The sequence below is a fragment of the Schumannella luteola genome (genome assembly GCF_013408685.1).
GTDB classification, from domain to species: domain Bacteria; phylum Actinomycetota; class Actinomycetes; order Actinomycetales; family Microbacteriaceae; genus Schumannella; species Schumannella luteola.
Window position 1 is genome coordinate 2849200 of record NZ_JACBZY010000001.1, and the last position, 21960, is coordinate 2871159.

At 72.2% G+C, this 21960-nt stretch carries 19 protein-coding genes and 1 tRNA gene; 8 read left to right on the plus strand and 12 right to left on the minus strand.

The annotated features are described in order from the left end of the window. Window positions 1-1299 (minus strand): M20/M25/M40 family metallo-hydrolase, encoded by a 1299-nt coding sequence (locus tag BJ979_RS12925; RefSeq protein ID WP_179568454.1) that lies wholly within the window; start codon window positions 1297-1299, stop codon window positions 1-3. Window positions 1300-1541: 242 nt separating this feature from the next. Here BJ979_RS12925 and BJ979_RS12930 point away from each other — a divergent pair. The 3 genes from BJ979_RS12930 to BJ979_RS12940 all read left to right on the plus strand — a co-directional run bounded on the left by BJ979_RS12930 (window position 1542) and on the right by BJ979_RS12940 (window position 3423). Continuing rightward, a tRNA-Leu gene (locus BJ979_RS12930) sits at window positions 1542-1626 on the plus strand. Window positions 1627-1737: 111 nt separating this feature from the next. Further along, window positions 1738-2265, plus strand: a complete 528-nt coding sequence (locus tag BJ979_RS12935) for a hypothetical protein (RefSeq protein WP_179568456.1) — start codon at window positions 1738-1740, stop codon at window positions 2263-2265. A 120-nt stretch (window positions 2266-2385) separates the two neighbouring features. After that, window positions 2386-3423, plus strand: coding sequence for a hypothetical protein (locus BJ979_RS12940; RefSeq protein ID WP_179568458.1), 1038 nt, complete (start codon window positions 2386-2388; stop codon window positions 3421-3423). 28 nt (window positions 3424-3451) lie between these two features. On the opposite strand, the gene BJ979_RS17360 is transcribed toward BJ979_RS12940, so the two are convergent. Together BJ979_RS17360 and BJ979_RS12950 are read right to left on the minus strand one after the other, a co-directional pair. Next, on the minus strand, window positions 3452-4939 hold the full coding sequence (locus BJ979_RS17360; protein ID WP_218853495.1) for a hypothetical protein: 1488 nt from the start codon (window positions 4937-4939) through the stop codon (window positions 3452-3454). Between the two features lie 79 nt (window positions 4940-5018). Beyond that, window positions 5019-5366 (minus strand): VOC family protein, encoded by a 348-nt coding sequence (locus BJ979_RS12950; protein WP_179568460.1) that lies wholly within the window; start codon window positions 5364-5366, stop codon window positions 5019-5021. 98 nt (window positions 5367-5464) lie between these two features. Here BJ979_RS12950 and BJ979_RS12955 point away from each other — a divergent pair, with 98 nt between their 5' ends. Beyond that, entirely contained in the window at window positions 5465-7081 is a 1617-nt protein-coding gene (locus BJ979_RS12955) for a DNA polymerase Y family protein (protein WP_179568462.1), read from the plus strand. A gap of 76 nt (window positions 7082-7157) precedes the next feature. Here the strand turns inward: BJ979_RS12955 and BJ979_RS12960 are convergent, their stop codons facing one another. After that, window positions 7158-7835, minus strand: coding sequence for a GNAT family N-acetyltransferase (locus BJ979_RS12960; RefSeq protein WP_179568464.1), 678 nt, complete (start codon window positions 7833-7835; stop codon window positions 7158-7160). 125 nt (window positions 7836-7960) lie between these two features. On the opposite strand from BJ979_RS12960, the gene BJ979_RS12965 reads away from it, so the two are divergent. Further along, entirely contained in the window at window positions 7961-11443 is a 3483-nt protein-coding gene (locus BJ979_RS12965; RefSeq protein ID WP_179568466.1) for an error-prone DNA polymerase, read from the plus strand. Between the two features lie 55 nt (window positions 11444-11498). Next, window positions 11499-12338 carry a hypothetical protein gene (locus tag BJ979_RS12970; protein ID WP_179568468.1) on the plus strand — a complete coding sequence of 280 codons (840 nt, stop codon included), beginning with the start codon at window positions 11499-11501 and terminating at the stop codon, window positions 12336-12338. Window positions 12339-12371: 33 nt separating this feature from the next. On the opposite strand, the gene BJ979_RS12975 is transcribed toward BJ979_RS12970, so the two are convergent. The 7 genes from BJ979_RS12975 to BJ979_RS13005 all read right to left on the minus strand — a co-directional run bounded on the left by BJ979_RS12975 (window position 12372) and on the right by BJ979_RS13005 (window position 19969). Continuing rightward, on the minus strand, window positions 12372-12821 hold the full coding sequence (locus BJ979_RS12975; RefSeq protein WP_179568470.1) for an MSMEG_6728 family protein: 450 nt from the start codon (window positions 12819-12821) through the stop codon (window positions 12372-12374). 44 nt (window positions 12822-12865) lie between these two features. Then, window positions 12866-13987 (minus strand): DUF4037 domain-containing protein, encoded by a 1122-nt coding sequence (locus BJ979_RS12980; protein ID WP_179568472.1) that lies wholly within the window; start codon window positions 13985-13987, stop codon window positions 12866-12868. 40 nt (window positions 13988-14027) lie between these two features. Next, entirely contained in the window at window positions 14028-15833 is a 1806-nt protein-coding gene (locus BJ979_RS12985; RefSeq protein ID WP_179568474.1) for a DEAD/DEAH box helicase, read from the minus strand. A 133-nt stretch (window positions 15834-15966) separates the two neighbouring features. Then, window positions 15967-17202: a DNA polymerase IV gene (locus tag BJ979_RS12990; RefSeq protein WP_179568476.1), complete on the minus strand. Its 1236-nt coding sequence runs from the start codon at window positions 17200-17202 to the stop codon at window positions 15967-15969. A gap of 91 nt (window positions 17203-17293) precedes the next feature. Next, window positions 17294-17563 (minus strand): GlsB/YeaQ/YmgE family stress response membrane protein, encoded by a 270-nt coding sequence (locus tag BJ979_RS12995; RefSeq protein ID WP_179568478.1) that lies wholly within the window; start codon window positions 17561-17563, stop codon window positions 17294-17296. A gap of 240 nt (window positions 17564-17803) precedes the next feature. Continuing rightward, window positions 17804-19045 carry a D-alanyl-D-alanine carboxypeptidase family protein gene (locus tag BJ979_RS13000; protein WP_179568480.1) on the minus strand — a complete coding sequence of 414 codons (1242 nt, stop codon included), beginning with the start codon at window positions 19043-19045 and terminating at the stop codon, window positions 17804-17806. Between the two features lie 93 nt (window positions 19046-19138). Continuing rightward, complete coding sequence (locus BJ979_RS13005) at window positions 19139-19969, minus strand: TrmH family RNA methyltransferase (protein ID WP_179568482.1); 831 nt, start codon at window positions 19967-19969, stop codon at window positions 19139-19141. A 148-nt stretch (window positions 19970-20117) separates the two neighbouring features. On the opposite strand from BJ979_RS13005, the gene BJ979_RS13010 reads away from it, so the two are divergent. Next, a complete protein-coding gene (locus BJ979_RS13010; RefSeq protein ID WP_179570337.1) occupies window positions 20118-20918 on the plus strand; it encodes a Sir2 family NAD-dependent protein deacetylase in 801 nt (266 codons plus the stop codon). Window positions 20919-20948: 30 nt separating this feature from the next. Next, entirely contained in the window at window positions 20949-21572 is a 624-nt protein-coding gene (locus BJ979_RS13015) for a histidine phosphatase family protein (RefSeq protein WP_179568484.1), read from the plus strand. Window positions 21573-21617: 45 nt separating this feature from the next. Here the strand turns inward: BJ979_RS13015 and BJ979_RS13020 are convergent, their stop codons facing one another. Further along, complete coding sequence (locus BJ979_RS13020; RefSeq protein ID WP_179568486.1) at window positions 21618-21956, minus strand: hypothetical protein; 339 nt, start codon at window positions 21954-21956, stop codon at window positions 21618-21620. Between the last annotated feature and the right edge of the window lie 4 nt (window positions 21957-21960).

A 21960-nucleotide genomic window follows, 5' to 3' on the forward strand; every position in this document is an offset into this window, starting at 1 on the left:
TCAGCAGTTGCGCAGGAGGTCGCCCAGAACCCGCCGCCCGAACGTGAGAGCACTCAGAGGAACCCGCTCGTCGACGCCGTGGAACATCGCCGGGAAGTCGAGGTCGGAGCCGAGCTGCAGCGGTGCGAAGCCGTAGCCGGCGATGCCGAGCTTCGACAGCGCCTTGTTGTCGGTGCCGCCGCTGAGCAGGTACGGCAGCACGGCCGCCTCGGGGTCGGCCCGGCGCAGCGCCGCCGACATGTCCTCGACCAGGCGGCCGGCGAAGGGGTTCTCGAGGCCGACGTCGCGGTGCAGGATCTCGATCTCGATGTCGGCACCGACGATGCGCTGCACCTCGGCGAGCACCTTGTCCTCGTCGCCGGGCAGGGTGCGGATGTCGACGAGCGCCTCGGCGCGGTCGGGCACCACGTTGTGCTTGTAGCCGGCGTCGAGCACAGTCGGATTCGAGGTCACGCGCAGGGCGCCGTGCAGGAATCCCGCCCCCGTGCCGGTCAGACGCAGCAGCTCCTCGGCATCCGTCGTCGCCGGGTCGACGCCGTGCAGCTTCGCCAGCTCGGCGAGCAGCTCCTCCGTCGTGCCGGTCAGCTCGACCGGCCACTCCGTGCGGCCCAGCGCCGCGACCGCCTCGGCCAGGCGGGTGACCGCGTTGTCGCGCACGACGCGCGAGCCGTGCGCCGCGGTTCCGCGGGCGATGAGCTTGATCCAGAGCAGGGCCTTCTCCCCCGTCTGCAGCAGATAGGCGCGGCGGCCGGCGACGTCGATCGAGTAGCCGCCGACCTCGCTGATCGCCTCGCTCGCCCCGGCGAAGAGCTCGGGATGCTGATCCACCAGATGGTGCGCACCGAAGACGCCGCCGTTCTCCTCATCGGAGAAGTAGGCCACGATCACGTCGCGCGCCGGGCGCTCCCCCGCCTCGTGCAGGTCGCGCAGCGCGGTGATCATCATCGCGTCCATGTCCTTCATGTCGACCGCGCCGCGGCCCCACAGCAGCCCATCGCGCACCTCGCCGCCGAAGGGATCGACCGTCCAGTTCGCGGGATCGGCGGGCACCACGTCGGTGTGCCCGTGCAGCACGAGCGCCGGTCGGGACGGATCGGCGCCCTCGACGCGGGCGATCACGCTCGTGCGCCCCGGGGCGGCGTCGAAGAGCTGCGGCTCGAGTCCGAGCGAGCGCAGCTCGGCCTCCAGGTACTCTGCCGCGTCGTTCTCCCCGTTCGACTTGCCCGAGCCGTAGTTCGAGGTGTCGAACCGGATCAGATCACGGGCGATGCGGGCGGTGTCCTCGAGCTCGTCGGCCATGGCATCCACGCTACCCGCGGCCCCGGACCCCGCGTCGTCGGATGACGGATGCAGCGAGCGCCATGGGCATCGAGAGGGCGGGGATGCGGAGACGACGCGAAGCCCGAGCGGATGCGACGCGGAAGGGAACACCGCGCGACGCGCCCGGGAACGTCGGTCGGCGCGGAAGTGGTCAAAGGGCCTCTCGCAGCGTGCTACTGTCGTCACTCGGTGCTGCTGCTGAACACAGCGGAACCGGACTCGCGCGGGTGGCGGAAATGGCAGACGCGCTAGCTTGAGGTGCTAGTGCCCGTATAGGGCGTGGGGGTTCAAGTCCCCCCTCGCGCACGCGAGTCGAAGGGCCCGGATCAGAAACGATCCGGGCCTTTCGCGCATCCGCTCGCTCGCATCCCCGTCGCGCCGCGCAGACGCCGGCGCCCCTCTCCTCCGAGGAGCCCCATGGAGCAGGAAGCCGCGTTCGACCAGGTCGCCACTGCACTGAGGGCCTCATCGGGACTCTGGGAGTCCGACGGCTTCATCGCCGCGTTCCCCGGCGGCTTCGAGCGCCTCGTCTCCGGGCTCGTGCACACGATCGGGCCCGAGCGGATCGAGTGGATCGAGTCGCGCTTCATCCCCGCCAGCCCCAAGGCCGAGGCCGTCGTGCTCGCCGACGGGCTCGTGCTTCACGCCGTGCTCACCGGCGAGGGCTTCGGGCTGCACGTGCGTCCGCTGGTCGTGCGAGCGCTCAGCGTGACGGCGACGCCGCTCGTGCATCCGGCGGCGGCGAATGGGGGCGCGGCGACCGACTTCGGCGACTCGGCGCTGACCGAGCGGATCACCGTCTCGGAGGGCGAGGAGTCGACGTTCCGCTTCTCGGCCGAGATCGACGGACTCGATCAGCTCGCCTTCCCCTGGCAGCCGGAGACCAGCGCTCAGCTCGAGCGGCTGTCGGCGCAGTACCAGCGGATGCTCGCGCGCCTGCACTGAGGCTCCCCCGCTCGCGCACCCACCGGAATCGCCGCGGCGCGCTTCCGGCTCCGCTGCCGAGGCGCGCCCATCATGTCGGCGGCCTTTGACACGATCGAACACATGTTCGATGCTGGGGCCATGAGATCGGGAGCGACACGGGGCGCGGCGGCCGCCGCCGTGCTCGAGATCGCGCCCGACCTGCTCGGCGACGAGTTCGGCGATGACATGCTCGACGACGCGGGAGAGGATCCGTCCGGCCCCTCGCCCCTCCCGGGCGCCGCCGCGGCGACCGGGGATCGGCGCGCGCACGGACACGCGGCGCTGCGCGGACTGGATGCGCTGCGGCCCGCCTCGGCGCTCTCCGCTCCGGTGCATCGGAAGGGCGTGCTCGGACCCCCCGGATCGCCCAGCCTGCTCGGATCCCCGGACTCGTCCGGGCAGCCAGGATCCGCCGACTCCCCCGATCGCGCCCGCACCGTGCAGGAGCTGCAGGGGCGAATCCGCGGCATGCAGCGTCGCCGGCTCGACAGCCGCGCGCTGCCCGCCGACGACGCCCTCGGCGAGCTGCTGCCGGGCGGGGCGCTCACCGCGGGCTCGGGCTATGCGATCAGCGGATCGACCTCCCTCGCGCTCGCCCTGCTGCGCGCACCCAGCCGGGCCGGCGCCTGGTGCGCGATCGTCGGCCTGCCCGACCTCGGGCTGGAGGCCGCCGCCGGGCTGGGGCTCGACCTCGACCGCGTCGTGCTGGTGCCGCATCCCGGCGAGCACTGGATGGCCGTGGTCTCGGCCCTCGTCGACGTCGTCTCGGTCGTGCTCGTGCGCCCTCCGCTGCGCGAGGGGCGCGCCCGCGTCGGCGAGACGGCCGCGACCCGGCTCGCCTCGCGACTGCGTCAGCGCGAGGCCGTGCTGCTGGCGATGGACGACTGGCCGCGCGCCGAAGCGCGTCTCGCCGTGACCGACACGAGCTGGTCGGGGGTGGGCGCCGGCTTCGGCCATCTCAGCGGACGCCAGGTGACCGTCACCTCGGCAGCGCCGGCCTGGGCGGGTCGCGAGCGATCACGGCGGCTCTGGCTGCCGGCGGCCGACGGCGGGATCACCCCGGTCACCGCCACCGCGGTGGCGGCGGCGTCGGGCGCACACGACGCCGCCCAGCCGCGACTGCGCAGCGTCGGCTGAGGAACAGCGGCTCGCGGCGGCGGCGCGATCAGCTCCAGCGCACCACCGGCGTGCCCGAGGTGAAGTCGACCAGCGGCGACTTCAGTGACGGTCCGAAGAGGATGCTGCAGGTTCCCGTCGCCGAGCCCTTCGTGCAGGTCGCCGTCGTGGTCACGCCGCCGATGTAGCCGCCGCGCACGACCAGCGGAGTGCTCGACGAGGAGGTCTCCGGCTGCAGGTTCGCGATCTTCGTCTGCGCATCGGCCGACAGGGTGCGGGTGATCGACCCCTCCTGCAGGATCGTGCCGTCGGAGAGCGGGCTCGTCAGGTCGAGGCCGCATCCCGCCGCGAAGTTCTTCGACGCGATGCAGGCGTCGACCGCCGTCGTCACCGCCGTGCGGAACGACTCCACGCCGTCATCGGTCAGCGACACCTTCACGTCGCGCAGCGTGTCGTAGGTGTCGTCGCCCGCGGCGATCAGCTTCTCGCCGTTCTCGACCTGGAATCCCGCGACGTCGAGCGCCAGCGAGTAGGCCCCGGGGAAGAGCACCCAGGTGTCGCCCGTGGGCGCCTTCTGCTTGTTGAGCGTCACCGGCGCGCTCGTGAGCGAGCTCGGGTAGAGGGTGACGGTGCCGTTGGTGATGGTGAAAGCGCCGTCGCTGTCACGGCTGAGGCGGAACTCCTGGGTGACCGTCTCGGAGCCGATCGCGAACCTCGCCCGCACCTGCGGGAAGTACTTGCTGCCGGTGACCGTCGTGGTCGCCGTGCCGATCTTCCCGAGCTTGTTGGACTCCTTCAGCACCGCCGAGGTGAGCAGCGTGTCGTCGGCGGGCTTCTCGAGGAAGGTCAGCGCCTTCTTCGCGTCGCCGGCGCGCAGCGCGTCGAGGTAGCCGGTGACCTTTGCCGCCGGGTCGGCCGTCGCGGGACGGCTCGCGTTGATGCCCGCCACGATGCCGACGACGGCGCCGATCACGAGCACGAGGCCGCCCGCGACGATGCCGATGATCGCCCCGGTGCCGAGTCGGCGCTTGCGCGGCGGGGTCGGCGCGCTGTACTGCGGAGCGCCATAGGGAGGCTGGCCGGGCTGGGGCTGACCGGGCTGCTGCGGGGCGCCGTACTGGGGAGCGCCGTACTGCGGCGACTGGCCCTGCTGAGCGCCGTACTGGGGCTGCTGACCCTGCTGGGGAGCCCCGTACTGCGGCTGCCCCGGCTGCTGGTTCACCTGCGGCGCCGGGGCGGACTGACCGTACTGCGGCTGACCGGGCTGCTGCGGAGCGCCGTACTGCGGCTGGCCCGGCTGCGCGGGCTGGCCGCCCTGACGCTGGCCGAAGCGCAGCTGGGTCTCATCGGCATCCCCGTACTGAGGAGGTCCGGACGCCTCGGGTGCCGTCGAAGACGACTGGTACTGCGCATAGGGCGACGGACCGGTCGTGCGCGGAGGGATCTGAGGCGCGGCATCGTCACTCTCACGACCTCCCGCACCGGAGGCCGGCGGCCTGGAGCGGTCGGCGGGATCCTGATCACGAGGGTCGGTCATGTGTCCAGCCTGGCACCTTTCTCAGGATCATGGCGACATCCGTCGCGCAGGGCGTCATCCCCGCATCCCGCCGCCCCGATCAGTCGTCGAGAACGCAGAAGGTGTTGCCCTCGGGGTCGCGCAGAACCGTGTAGTCGGCGTCGTCCTCGTAGCGCCAGTCGTCGACGCGGGTCGCGCCGAGGGCGATCAGGCGTGCGATCTCCACCTCGGCGTCGTCGGGCTGCAGGTCGAGGTGATGCCGACGCGGCCTCTCGGAGGTGGCGAGCTGCAGGGCGAAGCGCGGCAGGGCCTCGCCGTCGCGCGGGATGAGCACGGTCCACTCGCCGTCGGATCCCGGCTTGACCTCGTAGTCGAGTGCGGCGGTCCAGAAGGCGACCGCCCGGCTCATGTCGGTGACGCCCCAGACGAAGGTCCTGATCTTCAGCATGGCGGCAGTCTGCAGGCCACCGCGGACATCGCCGGGGGCTCCCGGGGGCTGTGGAGAAACCGAGTTGACTGATTCGAATATGTGTTCGAATATGTGGCATGCGCTTCCGACCAGCCGGCTTCCTCGCCGAGCCCGACACCGTCGATGACGGCGATCGGCTGCTCGTGCTCTGGGCGCCCGACTGGCCGGTGATCGCCCACGCCCGCGCCGAGCGCGTCTCCGAGAGCGCACCCGTCGCGCTGGTCGAGCGGGGCGAGGTGCTGGCCTGCTCGCGTGCCGCCCGTGACGAGGGCGTGCGGCGGGGGCTGCGGCAGCGCGAGGCGCAGTCGCGGTGCCCGGGGCTGCGGGTGCTGCGCTACGACTCCTCGCTGGATGCGCGCGCCTTCGAGCCGATCATCGCCGGGCTCGAGCAGCTGCTGCCGGCCGTGCACCCGATCCGCCCCGGCATGCTCGCCGTGGCGGCGCGCGGGCCCGCCCGCTTCTACGGCGGCGAGAAGGCGGCGGCTCTCGCGCTGCTCGGCGCGCTGCGCGAGCTCGGCGTGGCCGACGGCCGTGCCGGCATCGCCGAGGGGCTGTTCGCCGCGACGCTCGCGGCGCGGTCGACACGCCCCGGCCAGCCGACGCTCGTCGTGCCGGAGGGCCGTTCGGCCGACTTCCTCGCACCGCTGCCGGTGCGTCTGCTCGAGTCGTCCGAGCTGGGTGTCCTGCTGCCGCGACTCGGTGTTCACGACCTGGGCTCCTTCGCGGCGCTGCAGCCGCACGACGTCGCGGCGCGCTTCGGCGCCGAGGGCGCCCGCCTGCACACTCTCGCGCGCGGACGGGATTCCCGCCCCGCGACGCCCCGCACGCCGCCGCGCGACGCCACGGCGGTGCTCGACTTCGAGCCCGCACTCGATCGGGTCGACCAGGTCGCCTTCGCCGTGCGCACCGCCGCCGATGAGATCGTCACCACGCTGCTCGAGCAGAAGCTCGTCTGCACCGCGCTGCGCATCGTGTTCGAGGGCGAGGAGGGCGAGCAGAGCGATCGGCTCTGGCTGCACCCCCGCTTCTTCCAGGCGACCGAGATCGTCGACCGGGTGCGCTGGCAGCTCAGCGGCGCGCTGCGCAGCGACGAGCGGCGTCACGACCCGGACGCGGCGGGAGAGCTGCGCAGCGCCGTCGCGCGCGTGCGCATCGAGCCCGAGACCGTCGACGCCGCGGGCAGTCACGAGCGCGGGCTGTTCGGCTCGGGCCCGGAGGAGGGCGTGCACTCGGGCCTGTCGCGGGTGCAGGGCCTGGTCGGGCACCGCGGGGTGCTGACCGCGACACCCACGGGCGGCCGCTCCCCCGGCGAACGGCAGACCCCGGTCGCCTGGGGTGATCGCGCGGTCGTGACCCGCGATCGCGCGCGTCCCTGGCCGGGACGGCTGCCCGATCCCGCGCCGGCGACCGTCTACGAGATGCCGCGCGAGCTGCGTGTGCAGGATGCGACGGGTCGCGAGGTCAGCGTGAGCGCACGCGGGGTGATCAGCGCGCCTCCCGCCGCTCTGGTCGCCCCGGGCGGGGAGCGACTCGACGTGAGCTCGTGGGCCGGCCCCTGGCCGCTCGACGAGCGCTGGTGGGATGCGCGCGCCGCCCGGCGCGCGCATCGCTTCCAGATGGTCGACGGGTCCGGCGGCGCCTGGCTGCTCGTGCTCGACGAACGCGGCTGGTGGGCGGAGGGGCGCTATGACTGAGCGGTCGATGCCCCTGACGATGGGCGCTGTCGTGTGCGGCGCGAGCACAGCGGGTGCGGCACGCCCGGCCGCCGGATCAGCCCAGTTCGCGCCGCAGGATCCAACGCGTCCGGCCGCCGCTGTGCGCGGTCGTCTCGGCGACGCGCTGGAAGCCGTGCTGCTCGAAGAGGCGCACGGTTCCGACGTAGCCGGAGATCACATCCACCCGTCCGCCGGCCGGTGCTGCGCCGGCACCTGCCGCTCCGCCGTCGGCACCGCCGGCGTTCTCGCTGCCACCCGCTGCGGACGTGGAGTCGAGATCGACGGGGTAGCCCTCGATCACCTCGGCCCCGTGCGCCGCGGCGTGCGCGATGGCGCCGTCGAGCAGCGTGTGCATGACGCCGTGCCCGCGGAAGCCCGCACGCACGACGAAGCACACGGCCACCCAGGCGTCGCGCTCGTCGACGAAGGGGATCGTGCGCGAGTTCATCAGCCGGCGGTAGCTCGAGCGCGGCGCCACCGAGCACCAGCCCGCGACCTCGTCGTCGACATAGGCGAGCACCCCCGGCCCGGGTTCGGTCGCGCACTCGGCGCGCATGTACTCCGGCCGTTGGGTGTTCGACAGGCGGGCGTCGCGGTAGCTCATGCACCAGCACCCGCCGCCACCCGGCTTCTTCACGCCGACGACCTCGGCGAAGTCGTCGAAGCGGTGCACGGCCGAGTGCACCGTCAGCTCGGGCTCGTGGTCGGTGGGATACCTCGGTCGGCTCGCCATGACCGGAGCGTAGACCGCGCCGCCGCCAGCCGAGCGGGATCCGCCGCCAGTCGAGCGGGTTCCACCGCCAATCGAGCGGGACACGCCGCCCATCGAACAGGTTCCAGCGACGGGGAGGCGCGCTGATGGGCTGGAGCAATCCGCCGATCTCGTGGTCGGAGTTCGAACGCGCCCTGTCGGATGTGCGGCGTCCGGCCGAGCAGCCGGCCGACGTCGACGGCGGCGACAGCCCCGCGTGGGGACCGAAGCGTCCGCGGTACCGCGTGCCCGAGACGGTCGTGCGCGCCGAGGATCCGCTGCCCTACGCCGAGCTGCACGCGCATTCGAGCTACAGCTTCCTCGACGGGGCGTCCGGTCCCGAGGAGCTGCTCGAAGAGGCCGAGCGGCTCGGACTGCACGCGCTCGCACTCACCGACCACGACGGCTTCTACGGCGTCGCCCGCTTCGCCGAGGCGGCGGAGCCGGAGCAGATCCAGACCAAGACCGTCTTCGGGGCCGAGCTCTCACTCGGGCTCTCCGGCCCGCAGAACGGCGAGGCCGACCCCGAGGGCAGCCATCTGCTCGTGCTCGCCCGCCGCGAGGGGGGCTACCACCGGCTCTCCTCCGCGATCACGGCCGCGCAGCTCGCCGGCGGGGAGAAGGGACGGCCGATCTACGACCTCGCCGATCTGGCCCGTCGCGCGGAGGGGCACTGGGTCGTGCTGACAGGATGCCGCAAGGGCGCCGTGCGGCAGGCGCTCGAACGCGAGCTGCCGACCGCTCGGGTGCACGAGCAGCGCGGTGACGACTTCGCCTTCCCCGAGACCGTCGACGAGCTCGACCGGCTCGTCGACCTGTTCGGGGTGACGAACGTGGTGGTCGAGATCTTCGACCACGGGGAGCCTCTCGACAGCGAGCGCAACGACGTGCTGGCGGCGCTCGCCGCGCTGCGCGGGCTGCCGCTCATCGCGACCGGCAACGTGCACTACGCCACCCCCGATCGGCATCACCTGGCCACCGCGGTCGCCGCTGTGCGCGCGCAACGCAGCCTCGACGAACTGGAGGGCTGGCTGCCGCCCTCGGGCGCGGCGCACCTGCGCAGCGGGCGCGAGATGCGCGCCCGCTTCTTCCGCTACCCCGGCGCTGTCGAGCGCACGGTCGAGCTCGCCGACGAGCTCGCCTTCGAGCTGCGCAGCGCTAAGCCCAAGCTGCCGAGACAGGAGGTTCCCGAGGGCTTCACGCCCATGTCGTGGCTGCGCAAGCTCGTCTGGGATGCGGTGCCGACCGTCTACCCCGACGCCGACGACGCCGTGCGCGATCGCATCGAGCGCGAGCTCGCCGTCATCGAGATGAAGGACTTCCCCGGCTACTTCCTCATCGTCCACGAGATCGTCGCCTTCGCCCGCGGCGAGGGCATCCTCTGCCAGGGCCGCGGCTCGGCCGCGAACTCGGCCGTCTGCTACCTGCTGAACATCACCGCCGTCGACGCGATCTTCTACCAGCTGCCCTTCGAGCGCTTCCTCTCCAGCCTGCGCGACGAGGAGCCGGACATCGACGTCGACTTCGACTCGGATCGGCGCGAGGAGGTCATCCAGCACGTCTTCGACACCTACGGGCGCGAGCGAGCGGCGCAGGTCGCCAACGTCATCCAGTACCGGCCGAAGAACGCCGTGCGCGACATGGCGAAAGCTCTCGGGCACTCCCCCGGCCAGCAGGACGCCTGGTCGAAGCAGGTCGAGCGCTGGGGCGCGCAGCTCACGAGCGACGAGGGCAACGACATCCCGCAGCCGGTGATCGACCTCGCGGCGCAGCTGCTGAAGTTCCCGCGGCACCTCGGCATCCACTCCGGCGGCATGGTGCTGACCGAGCGTCCCGTCGGCGAGGTCGTGCCCATCGAGCACGCCCGTATGGAGAAGCGCACGGTCGTGCAGTGGGACAAAGACGACTGCGCCTGGATGGGGCTGGTCAAGTTCGATCTGCTCGGGCTCGGCATGCTGGCGGCGCTGCAGCACTGCTTCGACCTCATCCGCGCCGCCACCGGCGAGGACTGGACGCTGCAGACCCTGCCGAAAGAGGAGGCCGGCGTCTACGACATGCTCTGCCGAGCCGACTCGATCGGCGTGTTCCAGGTCGAGTCGCGCGCGCAGATGGGACTGCTGCCTCGCCTGCAGCCGCGCCGCTTCTACGACCTCGTCGTGCAGATCGCGCTCGTGCGGCCCGGTCCGATCCAGGGCGGCGCCGTGCATCCCTTCGTGCGCCGCAAGCTCGGGCAGGAGCCGATCACCTACCTGCACCCGAAGCTCGTCGGGCCGCTCGAGCGCACCCTCGGGGTGCCGGTGTTCCAGGAGCAGCTCATGCAGATGGCCGTCGCCGTCGGCGGCTGCACCGGCGAGGACGCCGACAAGCTGCGGCGGGCGATGGGATCCAAGCGCGGCCTGGAGAAGATCGACTCGCTCAAGGCGAAGCTCTACGAGGGCATGGCCGAGAACGGACTCGTCGGCGAGGTGGCCGACGACATCTACGGCAAGATCCAGGCCTTCGCGAACTTCGGCTTCGCCGAGAGCCACAGCCTCAGCTTCGCCCTGCTCGTCTACGCCTCCTCGTGGATCAAGCTGCACTATCCGGCCGCCTTCCTCGCCGGGCTGCTGCGCTCGCAGCCGATGGGCTTCTACTCGGCGTCATCGCTCACCGCCGACGCCCGCCGGCACGGGGTCACGGTGCGCCGACCCGACCTGCAGCGCTCCGGCTGGCAGGCGGAGGTCGAGCCGCTCGACGAGTCCGCGCCGATCGCACCCGGGGGCGGTGGCGCGCATCCGCAGCCGGTCAGCGGGCGCGCGAGCTGCGCCGACCACGTCCAGCCGCTCGTCGAGGCCTTCGTCGCGGCGGCGCCGAACGAGGATGCCGCCCACCGCCGCGACGACCACCTCGCGGTACGCCTCGGGCTGGCCTCCGTCACGCGGATCGGCGACGCCGTCGCGAAGAAGATCGTCGCCGAGAGGGAGCGCGCGGGCGCCTACCGCGACATGGAAGACCTGGTGCGTCGCACCGGGCTCACGACACCGCAGCTCGAAGCGCTCGCCTCCGCCGGCGCGCTCGAGTGCTTCGGGCTGAGCCGCCGCTCGGCGCTCTGGCGGGCCGGCAGCGCCGCCCAGGACCGAGCCGAGTTCCTGCCCGACACGGTCGTGACCGTGCAGCCGCCGCTGTTCCCCGACCCGACCGCCTTCGAGACGCTCGCCGCCGACCTCTGGGCGACCGGGGTCAGCGTCGACGACCACCCGCTGCGGCATATGAGACCCCGGCTCGACGAGCGGAGGGTGGTCACCTCCGCCGGGCTGCGCACCGGTGAGAGCGGGCGGCGCATCGAGGTCGCCGGCGTCGTCACCCACCGGCAGCGACCCGCGACCGCGAGCGGCATCACCTTCCTCAATCTCGAAGACGAGACCGGACTGACCAACGTGATCGTCTCGATGGGGGTCTGGGGGCGCTTCCGCCGAGTCGTGCGCGACTCCCCTGCACTCATCGTGCGCGGCATGCTCGAACGCAGCAGCGAAGGCGTCACGAACGTGCTCGCCGACCACATCGAGCCACTGCGACTCGACGTGAAGCACCGCAGTCGGGACTTCCAGTGAGCCGCGTGGATGCACGACGGCGAGCGAGCGGGTCTGCGGATGGAAGGATCGAGGGGTGAGTGAGACTCCCCGCCTCGGCCTGCTGCTCGACGTCGACGGCCCCATCGCCAGTCCGATCACGCGCACCGTCGCCATCCCGAGCATCGCCGACGACCTCGTCGCGATCGCCAACGCGGGCAACCCGGTCGTGTTCAACACCGGACGATCGGACGCCTTCATCCGCGACGTCGTGATCCCCGCGCTCGTCGACGCCGGGCTCGAGGCGACCGCGCCCGTGCACGCGGTCTGCGAGAAGGGCGGCAGCTGGTTCTCGCTCGACCCCGCCGCAGCCGATCTCGTCGGCACCGTGCAGACCGATCCGCGCCTGCAGACCCCCGCCGAGTTCGGCGACTTCGTGCGCGCGATCGTCACCGAGCGCTACCGCGACCTCATGTTCTTCGACGAGACCAAGCTGACGATGATCTCGGTCGAGCAGAACGTCGGCAGCGACAGCGCCGCGTACCGCGAGGCGCAGACCCGCTTCGATGCCGAAGCACTCGCGTACATGGAGCAGCACGGCCTGACGACCGATTTCCGCATCGACCCGACGATCATCTCGACCGACATCGAGCACCGCGAGACCGGCAAAGACCTGGGCGCGCGCCGCGCCCTCGAGCTGATCAGCGCGCACGGACCGCTGCCCCGCCGCTGGTACACCGCCGGCGACTCACGCAGCGACTACGCCATGGCGGATGCGCTGCACGAGCTCGGCTACGAGGTCGAGCACCTCGACGTGCGTCCCCTCGACGGCGTGCCCGCCACGCCCTACCCTGTGCTGCGCGCCGCCGACGACGCCGTCATCCACGACGAGGCGACGGCGGAGTTCCTGGGGGTCTGGCGCGCTGAAGCCCACTGATGCCCCGAACCGACTGACGCGACGCCGGCCAACTCAGTCCGGCGGCGGGGCGTCGCCGGGCGGCCAGACGTACGGCAGATCATCCGGCTCGTCGCCGAACAGCGGACGATAGAACTCCGGATCCTTGCGGATCAGGTTCGAGCGATGACTGAGGTGCAGAGCCGCGTCGCCGAGCCAGGACGGCATCGGCACGGCGTCCTGCGTCAGTCCTTCGACGTCGGCGGCGAACTCGAGAAGCTGGGCGCGCACCGTGTCGGCGTGGCCGTCGGCGACCCAGCGATCCGTCATGGCGAGTCCGTAGAGCACGAGCGCAGGAAGCCTCCCCGCCCACATCCGCGCCGCCGGATGATGTCGCCAGCCGTAGCCCGGCACGGTATTCGCGCGCAGCAGCTGCAGCGTCTCCACCCGCTGCTTGCCGAGTCGGGCCTGATCGAGCACAGCCGCCGACTCGGCGAACGACGGATACGGGAGGAAGGTCTGCATCGCGCGTCACGCTAGCGGTGACGCACCCGCCGACAGCTCGCGGTTCAGTCGGCGTCCAGCCCGAGCAGCGCCGCCGTCGCTCGCCGACGGCGACCGGCATCCACGAGCAGATCGACGCTGTCGCTCCACTGCTCGGGCACCCCCACGAGCGGGAGCACGCGCAGTCGATCATCCGTGATCGAGTCCCGCAGCGCTTCGGGCAGCGGACGGAGTCCGCGAAACGGACGGTCCCAGAACGGCTCGGTCGCCGGCACGAGGGACGGAAGGCGGAGCTCAGCCTGGCGACGGGCGAGCGCATCGAGCGCGGCAGCCAGCGCCGACTCGCGATCCGATGCCGAGTGGGCCGCGAGAGCACGGCGCAGCGGAGCCCGGAGGGCGCCGACGCCGGGAAGCGCGGTGAACTGCGTGCCGAGCCACTTCGAATACGGCGCCCAGCGCTCCTCGAGCACGAATCCCAGGTGCAGGACGGTGCGCACCAGCCGCGCGGCGATCACCGTCGCGCCGAGGTCGTCGCCGCGCTCGGCCGCCCGGCCGAGAAAGGGCAGCTCTTGCCCGATGCGCTGCCAGCCGCTCGCGAGAACCCACCGCCGCACGTCATCCGGGTAGCGCGCGAGGGCGCGTCGCGCTGCCGTGAGCTCCCCCGAGTCGTCGCGGAACACCGGTCCCGCCGTGATCTCGAGCGCCGCCTGCCCCGTCAGCGAGAGCCAATCGAGCAGCACCAGGCCGGAAGGACCCGGGCCCGCGGCATCCGTCGTCACGCGATCGGAGGCCGACGTCGGCGCCGCACCCGGCGGGGCGCCCAGCACGGCGTCGAGATCCAGCCCCGTCCGCGACGCGATCAGCCCCGACAGCGACACCGCCTCGGCCCGCTGGTGCTCATGAGGATCCCAGGTCACCGGGAACCGCACCGGGCGCCCGCGGAACTCCGATGGCAGCGAGCGCTCGAGCTCCGCATCCACCTCGTCGACCGCCTCCGACGGAACCACGACCGTCAGCCGCAGCCCCCAGTCGTGGTCGCGCGAGCGCAGGTCGTCGAGTCCGAGCACATCCGATCCCGACCCGAGGCGGGCGAGCGCCACTGGCAGGCTCGGGAACGCGGAACCGAGCAGCGGCGCCACGACCTCGCGCGCATAGGCGGCGGCGAGCTCGGCCCCGGTGCCGGTCATGTCGATCCTCCCGCTCTCGAACCCTCGAGCCCGTCAGCCGCTAGCCGTGGTGCAGCCGCCGACGCAGGTGCTCGATGCGCGCCTGCAGCTGCACGACCGTCGCCTTCGACACCTCGGGCCCGCCGCAGAGCCGTCGCACCTCGGCGTGCACCTGTCCGTGGGTCATCCCGCTGTTGCGGGCCTGGAGGGAGACGAGGCTGTTGAGCAGCTTGCGCTGCTCGGCCATGGTGCGGTGCAGCGCGACCGGCTCGGCGGCGAGCCGTTCGGCCTCGGGCATCTGCCGGCGACGCTCCTCGCTGCGCCGCGACTGCCGCGCCTGACGCTGCCGCAGCAGGTCGCTGACCTGCTCGGGCTCGAGCAGTCCCGGCAGGCCGATGAAGTCCCACTCCTCGTCGCTGCCCGGCTCGGCCAGCTGACCGAACTCGTGACCGTCGAACATGACCTTCTCGAACTCGGCGACCGAGCCGAGCGCCTGCCAGGTGAACTCGTCGACGAGCGCTTCGCTGGCCTTCTCCTCGCGGTTGGCGCTCTCGATCAGGCTGTCATCGAGCAGGCCGGCGTCGTCGTCCGTGTCCTTATCGAGGGCGTGGTCGCGCTCGCGCTCGAGCTGGGCGGCCAGCTCGGTGAGGATCGGCACGCTCGGCAGGAAGATCGACGCGAGCTCGCCGCGACGCCGGGCGCGCACGAAGCGGCCGATCGCCTGGGCGAAGAACAGGGGCGTGGATGCGCTGGTCGCGTACACCCCGACGGCGAGGCGCGGCACGTCGACGCCTTCCGACACCATGCGCACGGCCACCATCCACCGCTGCGTGCCGTTGGAGAACTGCTCGATGCGCTCGCTCGCGCCGGTGTCGTCGCTGAGCACGACGACGGGCTCGTAGCCGGTGATCTGCGTGAGGATCTCGGCGTAGGCGCGCGCCTGCGTCTGGTCGGTCGCGATGACGAGGCCGCCCGCGTCGGGCACCGCGTGCCGCACCTCCGTCAGGCGGCGGTCGGCGGCAGTGAGCACGGCGGGGATCCACTCGCCGCCCGCGTCGAGCGCCGCGCGCCAGGCCTGCGAGGTGACGTCCTTCGTGTCGTCCTGCCCGAGTCGCGCCTCCATCTCGTCGCCCTGGCGGGTGCGCCAGCGCATCGAGCCGGCGTAGGAGAGGAAGATCACCGGGCGCACGACGCCGTCGCGCAGCGCGTGACCGTAGCCGTAGCTGTAGTCGGTGCGCGAGAGGCGGATACCGCGCTCGTTCGGCGCGTAGTCGACGAACGGGATCGGCGCGGTGTCGCTGCGGAAGGGCGTGCCCGAGAGTGAGAGCCGCCGTTCGGCCGGTTCGAAGGCCTCGCGCACCGCGTCGCCCCAGCTGAGCGCGTCGCCGGCGTGGTGCACCTCGTCGAGGATGACCAGGCTGCGCGCCGACTCGGTCAGCTGGCGATGCAGCGCCGCGCGCACGGCGACCTGGGCGTAGGTGACGACGACGCCGTGATAGCCGCGGCCCTCGCGCCGGTGCCGGTTGCTGAAGCGCGGGTCGAGGTGGATGCCGGCGCGGTGCGCCGCATCCGCCCACTGCACCTTGAGGTGCTCGGTCGGGGCGACCACGGTGACGCGGTCGATGATGCGCTCCTGCAGCAGCGTGCTCGCGAGACGGAGGGCGAAGGTCGTCTTGCCGGCGCCGGGGGTCGCGGCGACGAGGAAGTCCTTCTGGCCGGCGCTGGCGTAGGCCTCGAGCGCCTCCTGCTGCCAGGCCCGCAGCTTCTGCACGGTGCCGCGGGCGGCGCGATCCGGGAAGGCCGGAGAGAGGTGGTCCGCTGCGGCGGTGGCGCGGAAGGCGGCACTGCTCGCGGAGGTCTCGGTCATCGTTCCTCGATGGTAGGTCAGTCCGGCGACACGGATGCGGTCGTCTCGGAGGCATGCGGCGCGTCGCGCAGCGGGTCGGGCGTGTCGGATCTCGCGGCCGGTTCGGTCACACGGAGAGCGGTGATCGCGCCCGCTACTCGATCCGCATCCGCCGTCGCGTCTGCTTGCCGAGCAGCGTCGCCGGTCGCAGCGCCGCCGAGCCGAAGCGCTCGGTGATGCCGTCGACCGTGCGCTCGGCGTCGCGCCACTGCTCGTCGTCGTCCCAGAGCCCGAGGCCGGCCGCTCCCCCGCCGAGCTGCTCGGCGCGCACGCCGATGAGCCGCACCGGGCGCCCGTTCTGCGAGGCCTGGTCGTAGAGTTCGCGCGCGGCTTCGTAGATGCGCCGGCTCACGTCGGTCGGCTCGGCGAGGGTGCGGGATCGGGTGATGGTCGAGAAGTCGCCGAAGCGCAGCTTCAGCACGACGGTGCGGGCAGTCACGCCGGCGGTGCGCAGACGCGACCCGACGCCGTCGGCGAGTCGCAGCAGCTCGCGGTGCAGCTCGGCCCGGTCGCTGACGTTGTGCTCGAAGGTCGTCTCGTGGCCGATGCTCTTCTCTTCGCGCTCCGTGCTGACCGAGCGCGGGTCGCGTCCCCAGGCGAGCTCGTGCAGACGCTCGGCGCCGGCGTCGCCGATCGCGCGTCGCAGGGTGTCGACCGGAGTCGTCGCCAGATCGCCGACGGTGCGGATGCCGAGGCGGGTGATCTTCTCCTCGGTCGTCGCCCCGACGCCCCAGAGCGCCGAGACCGGCTGCGGGTGCAGGAAGTCGATCGTCTCGTCGCGCGGCACGACCAGAAGCCCGTCCGGCTTCGACCGGCCGGAGGCGAGCTTCGCGACGAACTTCGTCGCACCGGCCCCGACCGAGCACACGAGCCGGGTCTCGCGCAGCACGCGCTCGCGGATCGCGGCGCCGATCTGCCACGGCGTGCCCATCAGGCGCAGGGCGCCCGTCACATCCAGGAAGGCCTCATCGATGCTGAGCCGTTCGACGAGCGGCGTGACGTCGTCGAGGATGCTCATGACCTGCTTCGACGCAGCCGCATAGAGCTCGAAATGCGGCTCGAGCACGATCGCGTTCGGGCAGCGCTGCAGCGCGATCGACATCGGCATGGCCGAGTTCACGCCGTACTTGCGGGCCTCGTAGGTCGCCGCGGTCACGACGCTGCGGGCCGAGTCATGACCGACGATCACCGGCTTGCCGCGCAGCTCCGGACGCTGCAGCAGCTCGACGGAGGCGTAGAACGCGTCCATGTCGACGTGCAGCACGGTCGCGGTGAGGTCGCCGGTATCGGCGTCGGTGACCTGGCGGCCGCGCCCGTCCTGCTTGCTCACGCGCCCATCCTCGCACCCGCCGCCGACATGCCGATGGGGCGCCGATCCATCGTGGATCGACGCCCCGTCGTGCGAGCGGATGCGGTCGCGATCAGGTGCGCGCGCCGCGGCGGCCGGTGATGAGGCCCCAGACCAGCAGCACGATGATCGAGCCGATGACGGCGAGGATGATGCTGCCGATGTTGATGCCGGTGACGTCGCCGGCGCCGAACAGCGCGCCGCCGATGAAGCCGCCGAGCAGACCGCCGATGATGCCGATGACGATCGTGGCGATGATGCCGCCGGGCTGCTTGCCCGGCAGGATCAGCTTGGCGATGGCTCCGGCGATCAGCCCGAGCACGATCCAGGCGAGGATTCCCATTGTCGACCTCCCAGTCGGTCGTGGTGCGCACACCGGGTGCGCGGCCCGTCGTGGGGGCCTGAGACCACCGTGACAGGGCGCGACACCGAGGACAACGAGGAACTGACTGGGCGCGACCTGCGCGCGAGCCGTGCATTCCTGGGCGTCAGCGGAGAGGCGCGCTCCGCGTCGGATCGGCCTGGGATCGTGCAGCGGCCGCAGCGTCGCCCGCAGCGCGAGTCGAGCCCCCGGCCGGGATCGTCAGCCCAGGGATCCCGGGTTCGACAGCCGCCACCAGGGGCCGGGATCGGTGATCTTCTTCGAGAGCGCGAGCGGCACCTCGACGGTGTTCGGGCCCGCCGAGAAGACGGCCGTTCCGAGCTTCGCGCCCTTGAGGGCGACGCCGGTCTCGGCGGCGGTCACCTTCACCGCGATCGGGGTGTCCGACCAGACGAGCAGCGACTCCTTCTTCGCGGCGACGGCCTGGGACTTCTGACCCCACACGGTCTGATAAGTCGCGAACGCCGTGCCCTCGGCAGCGACATCCACCGAATGGAAGCCGGCGCGGGTCGTGGTCAGCAGATTGACCAGGTCGCCCTTGAGCGTCCGGTGGTCGGGAGCGCCGACCACGACGCCGACGATGCGCACCGGGTGGCCGCCGATCTTCCACGTCGCCGAGAAGAGCAGGTTGGCGCCGTAGCCGTCGAGCGTGCCGGTCTTGATGCCGTCGACGCCGTCGTGGCCCAGCAGGTAGTTCGTGTTCTCGACCTCGCCGACGCCGGGGATGTCCATCTTCTTCGTGTCGACGATCTGCGCGAGCGCGGGCTGGGTCAGCGCGATCTTGCCGAGCTCGACGAGGTCGGTCGCGGTGCTCGCGCTGCCGGGGTCGAGGCCGATCGTGTCGGCGACGGTCGTCGAGGTGAGCTTGTGCGCGACGAGCCAGTCCTTCGCGGCGGCGAGGTACGCCTCCTCGCTGCCGTAGGCCCACACCGCCGTGGTCTGCGCGTAGTTGGCGGCCGACTCGATCAGCGTCAGCTCGAGCAGCTGCCGCTCGGTGTAGATGGCGCCGGCCCTGACCGGCTTCACGGAGCCGTTCATCGCCTGATAGCGGCTGTAGTAGCCGACGTCCTTCGCGGTCATCGTGACCGACGGGCCGTCCTCATCGGCGGCGAGGGGATGCTTCTCGAGCACGACGAGGGCGGTGATGATCTTCGTGATGCTGGCCATCGCGTGGGGCTGGCCGTCGCCGCTCTGGGCGAGCACGCCATCCCAGCCGATCGCGCCGATGGCGCCGACGCCGTAGCCGGGGAAGACCGGCGCCGCGGTGGCCTGCGGCGCAGCAGGCGAGGAGATGGTCTGCGCGCTCGCCTTCGACAGCGGCGCGAGCAGCGTCAGCGGCAGGTAGACCAGCAGCGCGACGACGAGCGCGAGGATGACGCCGACCGTGATGCGACGCCGGCGGTAGACCTGCGCGCGCGAACGAGGAGCGGTCGGGTTCGGCACCGGCCAATGGTAGCCGCGCACGCCCGGGCGGACGCCCCGACCCGCCTGCCCCGGCCGGCGCGGACCGACGCGAGCCCACGACGTCAGCGCGAGTCAGCCACCGTCCGCGGAGCGGACTCGGCCCGCCGTGCGCAGCGCCCAGAGCGCGACCGCGCTCGCCGCGGCCACGTTGAGCGAGTCGACGCCGTGCTGCATGGGGATCGTGACGACACGGTCGGCGCCGCGGAGGGCATCGCGGCTGAGCCCGTCACCCTCGGTGCCGAGCATGAGCGCGACGCGCTCGGGGGCGGATGCGGCGTAGGCGTCGAGCGTGACCGCGTCATCGGCGAGGGCGAGCGCGGCGATCTCGAAGCCGGCGTCATGCAGCTGATCGGCGCCCTCGGGCCACTCCGCGAGGCGGGTCCACGGCACCTGCAGCACGGTGCCCATGCTCACGCGCACGCTGCGGCGGTAGAAGGGATCGGCGCAGCGCGGCGTGACGAGCACCGCATCCGCTCCGAGTCCCGCGACCGCGCGGAAGATCGCGCCGACGTTGGTGTGGTCGACGACGTCCTCGATCACCACGACCCGACGGGCGTCGGCGAGCAGCTCGGCGACCGGCAGCAGCGGCGGACGGTGCATCGCCGCCAGGGCGCCGCGGTGCATGACGTAGCCGGTGAGCTTCTCGAGCACGCTCGACTCCCCCACGAAGACGGGGATGTCGTAGGCCTCGACGAGCGGGCCGATCTCGGCCAGCCACTTGCGCTGCAGCAGCACCGAGCGCGGGCGGTGCCCGGCGGCGAGAGCGCGCTCGACGACCTTGGTCGACTCGGCGATGTAGAGGCCGCCCTCGGGCTCGGTCTTGCGTCGCAGCACGACGTCGGTGAGCCGGGTGTAGTCCTCGAGCCGCGGATCGGCGGGGTCGTCGATCTCGATCAGCTGCACTCGCGGAAACATATCCGAAAACTCGTGCGTTTACTCTGGCGAGGCACGGGTCTGCTCCACGACCCGTCGAAAGGAGTCGTCGGTGACGACGAACGCGATCACACCCCCGTCAGTCCGCACCACGGGACTCGACGACGCCGTCGACGCGATGGCGGACATCCTCGTCGGACGCCCGATCGCTATCCTGACCGGCGCGGGTCTCAGCACCGACTCCGGCATCCCCGACTACCGCGGCGAGGGCTCGCGCGTCGTCAACCCGATGACGATCAGCCAGTTCCTCGGCGACGAGACCGCGCGCAAGCGCTACTGGGCCGGCAGCCACCTCGGCTGGCGCCGCTTCATGTCGGTGCAGCCGAACGCCGGGCACCGCGCGATCGCCGCACTCGAGCTCGCGGGCGTGGCGAACGGCGTCGTCACGCAGAACGTGGATGGGCTGCACCTGCGCGCCGGATCGCGGCGCGTCGTCGACATCCACGGCTCCTCCGACCGCGTGCGCTGCCTGAGCTGCGGCCAGATCTTCTCCCGCGACGGGGTCGCCGAGCGGATGGCCGCCGCGAACCCCTGGCTGAACGCTCCCGAGGGCGTCGAGCTGAATCCCGACGGCGACGTCGTGATCGAGCACTACGGCGACATGGTGGTGCCGAGCTGCACGGTGTGCGGCGGCGACCTCAAGCCCGAGGTGGTGTTCTTCGGCGAGTTCGTTCCGACCGAGAAGTTCGCCGAGGCGAGCGCGCTCGTGCGCGGCGCCGAGGCGCTCGTGATCGCCGGCTCGTCGCTCACCGTGAACTCGGGGATCCGGCTGCTCGACCAGGCGGCGAAGCGCCGCATCCCGATCGTGATCGTCAACCGCGGCACGACGAAGGGCGACGGCCGCGCGACGCTTAAGATCGACGCGGGGACCTCGGAGGTGCTCGGCGCTCTGGCCGAGCGGCTGACCGCGAGCGTCTGACCTCCTGAGTCGCGGTCCCGGAGAAGGACCATGACCGAGCTCTTCCTCGTGCGCCACGGCGAGACCGACTGGAACCGGGCCCGACGCATCCAGGGTCGCACCGACATCCCGCTCAACGACACCGGCCGCGCGCAGGCGAAGGCCACCGGGCAGCTGCTCAGCCGTCGCAGCTGGGACGGCGTGTTCGCGAGCCCGCTCTCGCGCGCCACGGAGACCGGCGCGATCATCGCCGCCGGGCTCGGCCTCGCCGCCCCCGCACCGGTTCCGGGCGTGGTCGAGCGCGACTACGGCGAGGCCGAGGGGCTCCCCTGGGAGGAGATCGAGCAGCGCTTCCCCGACGGCGCCGAGGTGCCCGGACGCGAGACGCGCGAGCAGGTCGCCGAGCGCGTCGTCGCAGCCCTCTGCGAGCTCGCGGCGGCCCACCCGGGCGAGCGGCTCATCGTCGTGAGTCACGGCGGCGCGATCCGCTCGGTGCTGCAGCACGCCGAACCGGACACCCAGCACCCGGCGATCACGAACGGCTCGGTGCACAGCTTCCGGGTGACGGATGACGGCCTCGAACTGATCGCCTTCGACGACCCGATCGAGGCCGAGTCGCTCGGCACGGGCGGAGACATCGAGGAGCAGAACGCCCTGGAGCACCGCCCGAGCTGAGCCGGGACGCCCGCTCTCGCGAGCGACCCGGCTCCGCGACGGGGATCAGCTCGTCAGCACCTGCACGCGGTCGAGCGTGATCGTGCCCGGGTCGAGCCTCAGCGCGAAGCCGAGGTGCCAGCTCGCGAGCTGATCGGCCGGGACGGCGGCCGAGACCGGCGCGCTGCGCAGGCGGGTCCAGGTTCCGGCGTGCTCGATCCAGCTCGACAGCCGGCCGTTGCTCACGACGGTCGCGAGGCGATCGGCCGGCTGCCAGGTGACGGCCGACGCGCCTCCGCCCTCGGCATCCCCTCGGCCCTGACCGCCGACGACGACGTTCACGCCGCTCGACTGACCGCGGTGGTTGCACCAGCTCATCGCGATGTCGTTCGGGCCGTTCGTCACGCCG